At 66.2% G+C, this 13,383-nt stretch carries 9 protein-coding genes; 6 read left to right on the top strand and 3 right to left on the bottom strand.

Annotation, left to right across the window (positions count from 1 at the left end):
• Window positions 1-6: 6 nt before the first annotated feature.
• Window positions 7-1,608: an L-aspartate oxidase gene (locus tag RPS27_RS37525; protein ID WP_212065564.1), complete on the bottom strand. Its 1,602-nt coding sequence runs from the start codon at window positions 1,606-1,608 to the stop codon at window positions 7-9.
• Window positions 1,609-1,801: 193 nt separating this feature from the next.
• A complete protein-coding gene (gene nadA, locus RPS27_RS37520; protein WP_212065563.1) occupies window positions 1,802-2,920 on the bottom strand; it encodes a quinolinate synthase NadA in 1,119 nt (372 codons plus the stop codon).
• A 334-nt stretch (window positions 2,921-3,254) separates the two neighbouring features.
• Here nadA and RPS27_RS37515 point away from each other — a divergent pair, with 334 nt between their 5' ends.
• The 6 genes from RPS27_RS37515 to RPS27_RS37490 all read left to right on the top strand — a co-directional run bounded on the left by RPS27_RS37515 (window position 3,255) and on the right by RPS27_RS37490 (window position 10,660).
• On the top strand, window positions 3,255-4,505 hold the full coding sequence (locus tag RPS27_RS37515; RefSeq protein WP_211419416.1) for an MFS transporter: 1,251 nt from the start codon (window positions 3,255-3,257) through the stop codon (window positions 4,503-4,505).
• Window positions 4,506-4,546: 41 nt separating this feature from the next.
• The gene (locus tag RPS27_RS37510) at window positions 4,547-5,533 is read left to right on the top strand and encodes an MDR family oxidoreductase (RefSeq protein WP_212065562.1); all 987 of its coding nucleotides are present in this window, start codon (window positions 4,547-4,549) and stop codon (window positions 5,531-5,533) included.
• A 113-nt stretch (window positions 5,534-5,646) separates the two neighbouring features.
• Window positions 5,647-6,246 (top strand): hypothetical protein, encoded by a 600-nt coding sequence (locus RPS27_RS37505; RefSeq protein WP_063196531.1) that lies wholly within the window; start codon window positions 5,647-5,649, stop codon window positions 6,244-6,246.
• Window positions 6,247-6,412: 166 nt separating this feature from the next.
• A complete protein-coding gene (locus RPS27_RS37500; protein ID WP_194406652.1) occupies window positions 6,413-6,646 on the top strand; it encodes a DUF6894 family protein in 234 nt (77 codons plus the stop codon).
• Between the two features lie 232 nt (window positions 6,647-6,878).
• Entirely contained in the window at window positions 6,879-8,621 is a 1,743-nt protein-coding gene (locus RPS27_RS37495; RefSeq protein ID WP_212065561.1) for a methyl-accepting chemotaxis protein, read from the top strand.
• Window positions 8,622-8,971: 350 nt separating this feature from the next.
• The gene (locus RPS27_RS37490; RefSeq protein ID WP_211419411.1) at window positions 8,972-10,660 is read left to right on the top strand and encodes a methyl-accepting chemotaxis protein; all 1,689 of its coding nucleotides are present in this window, start codon (window positions 8,972-8,974) and stop codon (window positions 10,658-10,660) included.
• Window positions 10,661-10,663: 3 nt separating this feature from the next.
• Here the strand turns inward: RPS27_RS37490 and RPS27_RS37485 are convergent, their stop codons facing one another.
• Entirely contained in the window at window positions 10,664-13,378 is a 2,715-nt protein-coding gene (locus RPS27_RS37485) for a DUF2339 domain-containing protein (RefSeq protein WP_212065560.1), read from the bottom strand.
• Window positions 13,379-13,383: the final 5 nt, after the last annotated feature.

Below are 13,383 nucleotides of genomic sequence, written 5' to 3'. Positions count from 1 at the left end.
CTTCCTTCAGGCAATCATGGGCTGGACGGTGCGCGGCAGGGGCTGCTCGCTCAGGCTTTCGGCGATCTCGCGCGCCGCGGCGAGATCGGTCATCGTTCGCTGCGCCAGCGCGGGCACATCCGTCGGATGGCCGATGCGGAAATGCGCGCCGCGGCTTTCACGCCGGCTCCACGCCGAGGCTGCGACGAGCAGGGCTGATGTCGCCATATTGCGCAGCGCGGTGCTGGTTGCCTCGCGCTCGAGCGTGGCGATGTGGCGCACGGCTTCCGCAAGGCCGGGATCGTCGCGGACCACGCCGACATGCGCGCTCATCATCGCGCGCAGCCGCTTCACCATCGCGCCATCCGGCGCGCCGCCACGCGAAGCAACCGGTGCGTCGGGGACTCCGGCAGGCGAGGGGAGAACGCGGCCGGCGATGTCCTCGGCGATGCGCGCGGCGTAGACCACGGCCTCGAGCAGTGAATTCGAGGCGAGCCGGTTGGCGCCGTGAGCGCCGGTCGACGACACCTCGCCGCCGGCCCAGAGCCCGTCGATCGAGCTGCGGCCGCGCCCGTCCACCGCGATGCCGCCCATGTGGTAATGCGCAGCGGGCGCGATCGGGATGGCTTGCGTCGCCGGATCGATGCCGGCGGCGAGGCAGCTCGCATGCACGGTCGGAAATCTGTCGGCGAAACGTTTGCCCAGCGCCGCCCGCGCATCGAGGAAGGCGCCGCGCCCGGCCGCGATCTCGGCGAACACGCCGCGTGCCACGATGTCGCGTGGCGCGAGCTCGGCGAGCGGATGACGCGCCGCCATGAAGCGCTCGCCATTGCCGTTGATCAGCGTCGCGCCTTCGCCGCGCAGGGCTTCGGTGGCGAGCGGCGCCGGATCGCCTCCGGTCATGATGGCGGTCGGGTGGAACTGGACGAATTCGGGGTCGGCGATCACGGCACCCGCACGGGCGGCGATGGCAAGGCCGGAGCCGCCAGCCTCGCGCGGATTGGTGGAGACGGCATAGAGATGTCCGATGCCGCCGGTGGCAAGCACCACCGCGCGGGCGGCGAGCACGAGCGGCCGCGCCGAAAGATTGCCGGCTTCGCGCAACTGAAGTCCTGTGACGGCGCCATCCTCGGTCAGGAGCGTTTCGGCGACGACACCTTCGATGACGCGGATCGACGGCGTGCGGCGCACGGCCTCGCTCAAGGCCGCGATGATCGCGGCGCCCGCGCCGTCGCCCCTGACATGCACGATGCGGCGGGCGGAATGTGCCGCCTCACGGCCGACAGCGAGCCTGCCTTCGAGATCGCGATCGAAGGGGACGCCATAAGTGAGCAGGTCATGGATGCGGGGTGCCGCTTCGCGCGCGATGCCGAGCGCCACCGCCGCGTCGACCAGGCCGCCACCGACCGCGATCGTGTCAGCCGCATGCGCCTCCGGCGTGTCGCCCTCGGCCACGGCCGCGGCGATGCCGCCCTGCGCCCACGCCGATGATGCGCCCTGTCCGAGCGGCGCGGCCGAGATCAAGGTCACCGGCCGCGGCGCGAGTTTCAGCGCGCAAAACAATCCGGCAAGACCGCCGCCGACGATGACGATGTCGGTGCGGGTGAGGGTGTGGATGTCGTTGGTCATTGTGCTCTCTCCATTCACTCCGCCGTCGTCCCTGCGAATGCAGGGACCCATAACCCCAGGGAGGGGTTCTCGCGCCAACTCGCCAAACATCTTCCTGTGGTTAGCGCGACGAGCGCGAGCGCTCGCGCGGGGGGGCCCGAATCTGCGCGGGCTTGTCCGGGATGACAGCGGTGCTTGCTGTTGCGGGTTGCCTTCAGTTCTTCAGATTGATCATCCGCTCGACCGAGCGCCTTGCGCGATCCGCAAGCGCGGGATCGATCGTCACCTCCTCACGGAGCGTCAGCAGGCTCTCCAAAATGTTGGCGAGCGTGATGCGCTTCATGTGCGGGCAGAGATTGCAGGGTCGCAGCATCTCGACGTCAGGCAGCTCGGCCCGCACATTGTCGGCCATCGAGCATTCCGTGATCATCACCAGGCGCCGCGGCCGCCGCTCACGCACCCAGTTGATCATGTGCGCGGTCGACCCCGTGAAGTCGGCTTCCGCCAGCACGTCAGGCGGGCATTCCGGATGCGCGATGATCTGCACCGAGGGATCGGCCTCGCGGAAGGCACGCAGCTCTTCGCCCTTGAACCGCTCGTGCACCTCGCAGGCGCCCTTCCAGGCGATGATCTTCACGTCGGTCTTCGAGGCCACGTAAGTGGCGAGATAGCGATCGGGCAGGAAGATCACGCTTCGCGTGCCCAAGCTCTCGACCACCTGCACCGCATTCGACGAGGTACAGCAGATGTCGACCTCGGCCTTCACCTCGGCCGAGGTGTTGACATAGGCAACGACAGGTACGCCCGGAAATTTTTCGCGGAGCAGGCGGACGTCGGCGCCCGTGATGCTGGCGGCGAGCGAGCAGCCGGCGCGCGAGTCCGGGATCAGCACCGTCTTGTCCGGGTTGAGCAGCTTCGAGGTCTCCGCCATGAAGTGCACGCCGCACTGGACGATGATGCCGGCCTTCACCTTGGTGGCTTCGACGGCGAGCTGGAGCGAGTCGCCGCCGATATCTGCGACACAGTGGAAGATCTCGGGCGCCTGGTAATTGTGCGCGAGGATCACCGCGCCGCGCGCGTGCTTCAGCTCGTTGATCGCCAGGATCGTCGGCGCCATCAGCGGCCACTCGATCGGCGGGATCACATGCTTCACACGCTCGTAGAGCGGCGCGGTGGCGCGCGCGACCTCCGGTGTCCATGCCAGCGAGGGCGTCGGCAGCGTGGGTCCCGTTCGTGCCGGTGCTGCACGGGGGGAGGCGGTAGCTTGGCCTAGGTGCTGGCCCTGCGGCCGGTTGGCAAAGTCGTCGGGACCGTAAATTCCAGCGATCGGCATCGAAGCCTCCGTTGCAAGTCAATTATACTCATATTGAGTATATGTGGAGCCTGAAGAATCCCGCCGGCGGGCGGGCATGGACCTTGTCAGGGATGATATACTCAATGTGAGCAAATCAGATATCATGCTCTGCCGGGAATTGCCAGATGCACTCGCACACATTTTCGTCAGGCCCGGGCCGGACGCCTCTGGCGAGGCCACATTGAAACGCAAGGCTCCCGCGGCAGCTCCCCGTGGAATGCAATCGTTTTTGACTTGGGATCTTCATGCAAGTGCATTAAATGGCAGTTCGCGGCCGCTCCTGCGAATCCGCTAATGACAGACGAGGAACACCATGTCGATTTCAGCGGGCGAACTTCCCAGCTCACGTTCCTCCAATTGGCGCACCCCGGCCGTCATCATTCTCTGTGGATGTGCGATCGGCATGCTCGGCTTCGGTCCGCGCTCGGCGCTCGGCTTCTTCGTGCAGCCGATGAGTCACGAATTCTCCTGGGGCCGCGACGTGTTCGGCCTCGCGATTGCCGTGCAGAATCTGTTGTGGGGCCTGGGCCAGCCCTTCGCTGGTGCGGTCGCGGATCGCTTCGGACTGTTTCGGGTGATGTGCGTCGGCGCTCTGCTCTATGCCGGCGGCCTTCTTCTGATGCGCTACTCCTCGACGCCGTTGTCGCTCAACATCGGCGCCGGCGTCATGGTCGGTTTTGGTCTTGCCGGCTGCTCGTTCAATCTGGTGCTGTCGGCGTTCACCAAGCTGCTGCCGGCGGAGAAGCGCGGCCTTGCGCTTGGTGCAGGCACGGCGGCGGGCTCGTTCGGGCAGTTCCTGTTCGCGCCGATCGGCGTCGCGTTGATCGACAATTTCGGCTGGCAGCAGGCGCTCTCCGTGTTCGGCTTCCTGATGCTGCTGATCATTCCGCTAGCGCTGGCGCTCTCGACGCCGCCGGTGACGACCACGGCCAATGCAGCTCCCGCGGATGATCAGACCATCACCAAGGCGCTCGCGGAAGCCTTCGGTCATCGCTCCTACGTGCTGCTGGTGCTCGGCTTCTTCACCTGCGGCTTCCAGCTCGCCTTCATTACCGTGCATCTGCCGGCGTTCCTGGTCGATCGCGGCATCTCCGCGCAAACCGGCGGCTGGGTGATCGCCGCCATCGGCCTGTTCAACATCATCGGCTCGCTCAGCGTCGGCTATCTCCAGAACTCGGTGCCCAAGCGCTACATCCTCTCGACCATCTACTTCACGCGCGCGCTCGCGACACTGGCCTTCATCTCGTTCCCGATCACGCCGTTTTCTGCGATTGCCTTCGGTGCGGTCTCCGGCCTGACCTGGCTCTCCACGGTGCCGCCGACTTCGGCGCTGGTGGCGCTGATGTTCGGCACGCGCTGGCTTGCGACGCTCTACGGCTTCGCCTTCGTCAGCCATCAGGTCGGCGGTTTCCTCGGCGTCTGGCTCGGAGGCATCGTGTTCGAGAAATTCGGTTCCTACACGCCGATCTGGTGGCTCTCGATCCTGTTCGGCGTGCTCTCCGCGCTGATCAATCTTCCGATCGTGGAAAAACCCGTTGCACGGGCGGTTGCGCAGCCTGCCTGATCGGCTAAACATCCCCGGCAAACAAGTCAGGGAGTTCAGTCGTGGCCACATTCAAGGCGATCCGGATCGACAAGGCGGACAAGGGCACCACCGCCGCGCTCACGCAGTTCGATGAAGCCGAGCTGATGGACGGCGACGTCACGGTCCGCGTGGAATGGTCGACGCTGAACTACAAGGACGGCCTCGCGCTCACCGGCAAGGCGCCGGTGGTGCGCCGCTTCCCGATGATCGCCGGCATCGACTTTGCCGGTACGGTCGAGGCATCCTCGCATCCGCAGTGGAAGGCGGGCGACAAGGTGGTCTGCACCGGATGGGGCATGGGAGAGACCCATCTCGGCGCCTATGCCGAGAAGGCGCGGGTCAAGGGCGACTGGCTGGTCGCCCTGCCGCAAGGGCTCTCGGCGCGCGATGCCATGGCGATCGGCACCGCCGGCTTCACCGCGATGCTGTCGGTGCTGGCACTGGAAAGGCACGGTCTGTCGCCCAAGAGCGGCCCGGTGGTGGTGACCGGTGCCGCCGGCGGTGTCGGATCGGTTGCGACCGCGGTGCTCTCGAAGCTCGGCTACCACGTCATCGCCTCGACCGGCCGCGCCGCGGAAGCGGACTACCTGAAACACATCGGCGCCGCCGAAATCATCGATCGCAACGAATTGTCGGGCGCGGCCAAGCCGATCGCCAAAGAGCGCTGGGCGGGCGGCGTGGACAGCGTCGGATCGACCACGCTGGCGAATCTGCTGTCGATGACCAAGTACGGCGGAGCGATCGCGGCCTGTGGCCTCGCCGGCGGCCTGGACCTGCCGTCTTCTGTCGCCCCCTTCATTTTGCGCGGGGTGTGCCTTCTCGGCATCGATTCCGTGATGTGCCCGATTGAGCCGAGGAAAGCTGCCTGGCAGCGTCTGGCGTCCGATCTCGATCGGGCCAAACTAACTGAAATTACTCATGAAATTTCGCTGGACGACGTTCCCCAATGGGGCGCGAAAATCCTCGCCGGCGAGGTCCGCGGGCGCATCGTGGTAAAAATCGCTTAACGGCGTTTAGACTTTACCAACCAAGCTGCTTCAATGTCGCCATGGTTAGTATGGTAAGCAGCGGGTAAAGAGATAAGGCATCGCCCGCTGCGGGGTTGGGTTCGGAGTTGAGCATGCTTGCGCGTATTGTGTTGGGGGCTGTCACGGCGGCAGCAACGTTTGCGCCGGCCATTGCCGGAAGCATGAACGCTGACGAAGCGCGTCGCTTCGTGGCCGGCAAAGTGTTTGCCTTCACCTGTTTCGACGGCACCCGCGGCGCAGGCCGTATCCTCGACGATCTCGGCGCCGCCGGTGCGGTGCAGTTCTCGGGCGCGGGCCCCGTCAAGCACCTCCGCCTGCCCGGAAATACGCTCCAGATCCGCGGCCAGAACGTCTGCGCCTCGATCAAGGGCATTCCATTCGAGCCCTGTTTCAACCTGGAAAAGACCGACGATCGCAGCTTCCGCGGCTCGGTGTCGGGCATGGGCTTCGCCTATTGCGACTTCCATCACCAGGGCGGCAACCAGATGCTGATGGCGCGCGCTGCGGCGCGGCCACGCTCGCTGCACAGGTCGGAGCACACCGGTTCGGTCGGCCCGGCCAACACCGAAGTCGCCGCGCGCGTGGAAACGCCGCGCGTCGAGAGCAGCCGGCTCGAGCCGGTCAAGGCGGAAGTCAGGTCCGAGCCTGCCAAGAACGAAGGTCCGCTGGAGCTGCGCCGTTCGACTCAGTGAGACGGCCCTGCGGGGACTAGCTGCACGCTTTAGTCGTTGAAGACGTTGATCAAACATGAAGCCGCCGCGCCGTAGTCATACGGACGGCGGCTTTCATGCGTTGGTAGCTGTTCGCGTCCCAGTTTACGTCCGGCCGGGGGGCGCGGCCCTACACAAGGGTTCAACGATGTCGCTGTACTTCTTCCGCATCAGCACCGGTCGCTATTCCGGCGCCGCCGACCAGCCGTACGAGTTCGAGGATCGCGCAGCCGCCTGGACCGAGATGACCGAGGTCTGCGCCAACTTGCTCGGGAGCATCGCGCGCGGCCTGAAGCCGAACGCCGAATGGTGCATGGAGCTGCTCGACGAGAACAAGAAGCCGGTTTTTCGCATCAGTCTCGTCGGCGAGAACGTGCCCTGACGGTTCGCCGACGTGCGACCGGCGTTAACGAATGTCAGTGCATGCAAATCCGCGAAGTCCGGGCTGTTGCACGTAGAAGCTGCGAAGAATCGCGAGGCTGAGCAGGTATTTCAGTACTTCTACTTAGGCTGTCGCGGTGCTGCTTAACGTTAATGAGGAACGTCGCTGTTAACGTTCCCGGGTTGTGCACGTGCTTCGTCGCGGCAGTCGCCATACGTCCGGGGAAATTTCGATGATGTTCATTCAGAACCTGCGAATTGGCACCAAACTCGCCATCACCTCTGTGCTGACCATAGGGCTGGTCGCGCTGATGATCTTTCTGCAGATGAGAGGGGATGCCGATGTCCAAAGGCTCAACAATGCCGCGTCAGGACAGCAGGCGATCGCGCAAAATGCCGCGGAAGCGAAGGCCTCGGTCCGGGGCATGCAGATCGGCATTCGCGACATCCTGACGTCTGCATCGCCGGCCGAGATGCAGAAGGCGGTCACCTATTTCAACGACCGTCAGAGCGCTGCCACAAAATTCTCGAACGAAATGGCGAAGCTTTCACGCTCGCCGGAGAACCGCAAGCGGATCGATCGTCTGACCGTGCTGATCGGGGAGTTCGGCAAGGGCCAGCAGCAGATCGAAGCCATCCGCAAGCAGGAGCTGGCGCTCGAGGAGAAGAAAGACGCCGAAGGGGCGGCGCAGATCGCCAAGCTCGTGAGCGAGGTCGATCGCTTCCGCAAGGGAACGCTGGCGCCGATCAACGAAGAGATCAACCAGCTGGCCAACCAGATTACCGATTTCGCCAAGCAGAGAACCGTTGAAGCGCGTGCGGAAGCGGAAGCCGAGGCCGCCTCGGTCGCCCGGACGTCGCTCGTGACCGGCGTGCTGGTTGCGCTCGTGTTGATTGGAGCCTGCATCTTCTCGGTGTTCAGCATCGCGCGGCCCATGCGCGCGCTGACGCTGGCGATGGAGAAGCTCGCTGGCGGCGACTTCTCTGTGGTGCTCCCGGGCCTTGGCCGCAAGGACGAAGTCGGCGAGGTCGCTGGTGCCGTCGAAAAATTCAAGGTCGTGTCCGAGCAGAAGGCGCGCGAAGAAGCGGAGGCCCAGGTGCGGCAGGATCAGATCGCGGCCGAACGGCGCAAGGCCGAAATGTACAAGCTCGCGGACAGTTTCGAGTCTGCGGTCGGAGAGATCGTCGGCACGGTTTCCTCGGCCTCGACCGAGCTTGAGGCCTCAGCTACCACGCTGACCTCGACCGCCGAGCGCACGCAACAGCTTACCACCGTGGTGGCGGCCGCATCGGAAGAAGCGTCGACCAACGTGCAGTCGGTGGCATCCGCAACGGAGGAACTGTCCTCCTCGATCACCGAGATCAGCCGCCAGGTGCAGGAATCCGCGCGCGTCGCCAGCGAGGCAGTCAGCCAGGCCCGCACCACGACCGACCGCGTCGGCGAACTGTCCAAGGCAGCGGCGCGGATCGGCGATGTGGTTGAGCTGATCAACACAATCGCGGGCCAGACCAATCTCCTCGCGCTGAACGCAACCATCGAGGCCGCTCGCGCCGGCGAGGCCGGACGCGGCTTTGCCGTCGTCGCTTCCGAGGTCAAGGCGCTTGCCGAGCAGACCGCGAAGGCGACCGGCGAGATCGGGCAGCAGATTGCCAGCATCCAGTCCGCGACCGAGCATTCGGTCGGTGCCATCAGGGACATCAGCGACACCATCGAGAAGCTGTCGGAGATTTCTTCGACCATCGCAGCTGCCGTGGAAGAGCAGGGCGCCGCGACGCAGGAGATTTCCCGCAACGTGCAGCAGGCAGCGGCAGGCACGCATCAGGTCTCGTCCAACATCACCGACGTGCAGCGCGGCGCGAGCGAGACCGGCTCGGCGTCCTCACAAGTGCTGTCGGCTGCGCAGATGCTGTCGGGCGACAGCAACCGCCTCAAGCTCGAGGTCGGGAAGTTCCTCGAGACGGTGCGCGCCGCCTGACGGGGGCGGCGAGACGGGGCCGCCTCGGCGCAGGTGCATTCCGCCGCGCAGTCGCTCTCGCAGGGGAGGGCATGCGGCTCAGGACCGGAATCCCGCGCTTTCTGGAGGCGGTGCGTGCCGCGCGATGCCGGCTGCGCTGCAACAGATGGCTGCGGAACATATAACGGCGGCGGTGCCGAATTCCGTAATTTAACGTAGCTTCCTGTTAACGCCTGTTTGCAACTATGGGCGCAATTTTACGGGATAAGAACCAGCCATCATCGTTGGAATGCCCTCCGCCCTATTGTCCCTCGCGACGATCACGGCGCAGGTGATTTGTGCGTCGTAGGCCTCAACGGGATTTTTGTGTGATGTCGAAGTTGTCGATCGTTTTCAAGCTTCTGACCGTGCTGTCGGTCCTCGTGCTCTCGCTCGCCGGTGTCGGCGTGATGGCGATCGGCACGATGCAGAACATCAATTCCCACACGGTCGAGATCGCGGAGAGCTGGCTGCCGAGCGTGCGTGCGCTAGGCTCCATGCGGGCCGACATCAACGAGCTGCGCGTCGCGCTCCGACTGCACCTGATGCAGGACAGTGCCGAGGGCAAGGAGGCCGCCGAGAAGCGACTCGCAGGCTTGCGCGAACGAATCGAGAAGACCCGCAAGGTTTACGAGCGCCTGATCAACGTGCCCGAGGAGCGCTCGCTCTACGAGCAATGGAGCAAGGCGTGGGCCGAGTACCTGAACGGCGTGCAGGAGACTATGGCGCTGTCGCGCAAGAGCGTCGGCCGCTTCCCGACCGATGCCAACGAGATGTTGCAGACCAAGGTCGCCAAGATGGCGCAGGCCGCCGATCCGCTGCTTCAGAAAGGCATCGAGCTCAACAACAGCGGCGCCGAGCTGGAGACCAAGCAAGCGGCCGACAGCTATGCGCTGATCTTCCGCGTGCTCGTCGGCATTATCATCGCGGCCGTCCTGATCGCGATCGGCGCCGCCTATTATCTGGTACGCGACGTTTCTCGCGGCATCGCCTCGATCATCCGCCCGATGCAGTCGCTCGGCGAGGGTGACCTCTCGGCTGAGGTGCCGCATCGCGGCGAGAAGACCGAAATCGGATCGATGGCGGATGCGCTGCAGATCTTCAAGGAGGCGCTGATCGCCAAGAAGGCCGCCGACGAGGCCGCGGCCGCCGATGCCGAAGCCAAGATCGAGCGCGGCCGCCGCGTCGATGCCATCACCCGCAAGTTCGAGGCGATGATCGGCGAGGTGGTCGGCACCGTCTCTTCGGCCTCGACCGAGCTCGAGGCCTCGGCCTCGACGCTGACCGGCACCGCGCAGCGCGGCCAGGAACTCGCGACCGTGGTTGCCGCGGCGTCCGAGGAAGCCTCCACCAACGTCCAGGCGGTCGCCTCCGCCTCGGAGGAGCTGTCGTCCTCCATCACCGAGATCAGCCGCCGCGTGCAGGATTCGGCGCGGATGGCGGCGGAAGCCGTCGAGCAGGCGGCGCGGACCAACGAGCGCGTCAACGCGCTGTCGCAGGCCGCCTCCCGCATTGGTGACGTGGTCGAGCTCATCAACACCATCGCGGGCCAGACCAATCTGCTGGCGCTGAACGCCACCATCGAGGCGGCGCGTGCGGGCGAAGCCGGCCGCGGGTTCGCCGTCGTCGCCTCCGAAGTCAAGGCGCTGGCCGAGCAGACGGCGAAGGCGACCGGCGAGATCGGGGCGCAGGTGTCGGGCATCCAGGCCGCGACGCAGGAATCCGTCAGCGCCATCCAGGAGATCGGCGGCACCATCGAGCGATTGTCCGAGGTGTCGGCGGCGATTGCCGCTGCCGTCGAGGAGCAGGGCGCGGCCACGCAGGAGATCTCGCGCAACGTCCAGCAGGCCTCGGTCGGCACGCAGGAAGTTTCGGCTAACATCACCGACGTGCAGCGCGGTGCGATGGAGACCGGCGAGGCCTCGGTCGAGGTGCTGTCGGCCGCGAAATCGCTGGCATCCGACAGCACGCGTCTCAAGGTCGAGGTCGCGCAGTTCCTGGAATCGGTCCGCGCGGCCTGATAATCAACTGCCCGTCTGCGGAGCCGGCGGCGGTGCGACCTGCCGCCGGAACAGGATGCGCTGGTACAGCCAGCCGATCGCAACCAGCACGATGCCGAGGCACATGAACGAGAGCGCCCGGTAGACGCCTGTCAGCGTCGACATGTCGATGACGAAGGCCTTTAGGATCGTCAGCGCGATGACGGCGGCCGAGGCCAGCCGCGCGCGCTCGGAGTTGACGAGAATGCCGACGCCGAGCAATACCACGCCGAAGGTCAGCCAGCCGATCGAATAGGTGTATTGCTCGGCGCCCGTGGTCGGTCCGCTGGACAGGATCGGGCCGTGATAGAAGCGGCGGATCTCCAGCGTCACGTAGGCGAGCGCGAACACCAGCGCACCGCCCGCGATCGTGTTGGCGTAGGCCTTGCCGCGCGCCCCGACCACCGCATAGGACAGCAGCAGCATCAGCACCGCCGGCAGCGCATAGCCGAGCAGCAGCAAGTTGAACAATGCGCCGCCGACGTCGATGCGCCAGATCAGCGGGTTCTCCAGGATCAGGAGGCCGAACACGCTGATCAGCCCGCCGATCGCCGTGAGCACGATCGCGCCGATATCGTGCACGATGCTGTGGCTGCGCAGCCGCAGGCGCTCCAGCCCGATCGCCATCGCAAGCGTGATGCAGACCTGGAGTGCGAATTCGAGCAGCGAGGGCGGCGAGATCATGTCGCCACCGGTCGCGAAATGCCGGATCTCCATGAAGGCGAGCAGCGCGGTGAACAGGATCGCGGCGGTCTCGACCATGCGCAGCGGTGGATCGTCGGCGCGGCGGCGCAGGAAGACGCTGGCGCCCCAGAACGAGGCCGCCGGCAGGCCGTAGCCCCAGAGCAGCCAGTTGAAGATCGGCGTGGTGCCGACGGCGTCGCCGACGATGCGGGGATCGTAGGCGATGCGCGCGGTGACGAGCCCCGCGAAGATCGCGGCGAGCCAGCGCAGGAACGGGATCGGCCGCTGCAGCGAGATCCAGGCGGTGCCGAGCGACATCAGCGCCAGCGCGATCGTCAGCCAGCCCTTCTCCAGCGCGAAGGTCAGCGCCAGCGCCAGCGCACCGAGCGTGCCGGTCGCGTACAGAGCGGTGGAGATCATGGTGCCCGGCCGGGTCTCACGGCGCGAGAGAGCCTCGGTCGCGGCACCGAAGCCTGCCGCGAGCAGCACTGCGAGGATCGCGAACGGGATCGAGCGGTCGAGATGGGCGATCCGCGCGTAGAGCGCGACGAGGATCGCGATCGGCGTCGCGACTGATGTCGCCGACCACACCACCGGGATGATCGCCGAATTCGACCGGCCTTGCGCGAGGAAGCCGGCAATGCCGAAGCCCGCGGCGAAGATCGCGGCCGTCACCAGATGCAGCGTCACGGAGCCGTCGATGGCGCTGGGCCCGATGCCGGACATCGCACCGCCCGGCAGCACCAGCATGTCGGGATTGGCGCGCACCGCCCATTCGGCGAACACGATGAAGACGGTCGCTGCGGCCGCGCCGAGCGCGCCGGTGGCGGCCGGCGCACGCCAGGCGACGAGCAGGGTTGCGCCGACGAGCAGCGTAAACGCGATCAGCGCCAGGTCGGCATGCGCGCTCGACAGCACGATCAGCATCGCGCCGAACAAATAGGCGCCGAGCGAGCCCGACGAGATGGGTTCGATCTCGCCGTCCTCGATGCTGGGTCCGAACATGAAGCCGCAGACGACGACCAGCGCGGCCAGCACGAAGCCCGCGACGGCATGGAAGGCGTGCGGCGCGACCTGCAATTCGCTCGCGTCGAGGCCCGGGAAGATCCAGAGCACGGCAAAGGCAATCGTCGTGACCGCGAGCCAGCGCCACAGCCGGATGCGGGCGAGGCCGAAGCTCGCGGCGGTGACCACGGCGAGATAGATGTAGAGCGCCCAATAGTCGGGCTTGCCGCTGGAGACGAGCACCGGCGTCACGAAGGCGCCGACCACGCCGAGGCCGGCGAGCGCGGGGCCGTGCAGCAGCGCGGCCGCGAGCGTGCACATCGCGACGATGCCGAGCAGCACGAAGGCGGTGGCGGGCACGAGGAAGCCGTAGAGCGCATAGGCCGCATAGATGGTCGCGAACGCCACAGCTGTACCTGCCGCGGTGAAGATCGCGGGGATGTTGGCGATCGGCAGCGCGGCGATGGCCGAGATGCTCTCCTTGCGCCGCGTCCATTCGCCGGCTCCGAGCAGCGCTGCTGCGAACAGGCCGCCCAGGAACACGCGCACGCCGGGGCCGAGCAGGCCGGCCTCGATCGAATAGCGCACCATGAAGAAGCCGCCCAGCGCCAGCGCAAGGCCGCCGATCCACACCACCCAGCGCGTGCCGAGCTGCTCCTCGAAGCCGGGTTCACGACTATCAGGCGCGCGCCCGGGGAGCGGCGGCGGGGCATCGGCCCCTTGACTCGCTGCGAGCGGCCGCGGCTCTTCGGTGACGAGCGGAGGCGGCGCCGTTTCGGCCTCCGGCGCGAGCGGCGGAGGTTCGGTGGTCGCCGTTGCGGGAGCTTCAGCCTGCACGTATGCCGGCAACGGTGGCGGCGGTTGGACCGGTCGCTGCTGCGCGTAAACCCTCTCTTCGAGCGCGCTGAAGCGCCGACGCAGCTCGGCCGCCTGGCTTGACGCCTTGATTGCGATCAGGATGGCGATGATCGCGATGATCAGCGCAAAGACGTCAAACGGGCCGTCGAACATGAAGC

Origin of the sequence: Bradyrhizobium sp. WYCCWR 12699 (genome assembly GCF_032144035.1) — a bacterium.
In the GTDB taxonomy this organism is placed as follows: Bacteria; Pseudomonadota; Alphaproteobacteria; order Rhizobiales; family Xanthobacteraceae; genus Bradyrhizobium.
The sequence above is the reverse complement of the archived record's forward strand: the minus strand, read 5'-3'. Positions and strand labels throughout refer to the sequence as shown.

Coding starts and splice junctions, on each gene's coding strand:
- RPS27_RS37525 (WP_212065564.1), bottom strand. CDS start 1,608: ATGACCAACGACATCCACACCCTCACCCGCACCGACATCGTCATCGTC.
- nadA (WP_212065563.1), bottom strand. CDS start 2,920: ATGCCGATCGCTGGAATTTACGGTCCCGACGACTTTGCCAACCGGCCG.
- RPS27_RS37515 (WP_211419416.1), top strand. CDS start 3,255: ATGTCGATTTCAGCGGGCGAACTTCCCAGCTCACGTTCCTCCAATTGG.
- RPS27_RS37505 (WP_063196531.1), top strand. CDS start 5,647: ATGCTTGCGCGTATTGTGTTGGGGGCTGTCACGGCGGCAGCAACGTTT.
- RPS27_RS37500 (WP_194406652.1), top strand. CDS start 6,413: ATGTCGCTGTACTTCTTCCGCATCAGCACCGGTCGCTATTCCGGCGCC.
- RPS27_RS37495 (WP_212065561.1), top strand. CDS start 6,879: ATGATGTTCATTCAGAACCTGCGAATTGGCACCAAACTCGCCATCACC.
- RPS27_RS37490 (WP_211419411.1), top strand. CDS start 8,972: ATGTCGAAGTTGTCGATCGTTTTCAAGCTTCTGACCGTGCTGTCGGTC.
- RPS27_RS37485 (WP_212065560.1), bottom strand. CDS start 13,378: ATGTTCGACGGCCCGTTTGACGTCTTTGCGCTGATCATCGCGATCATC.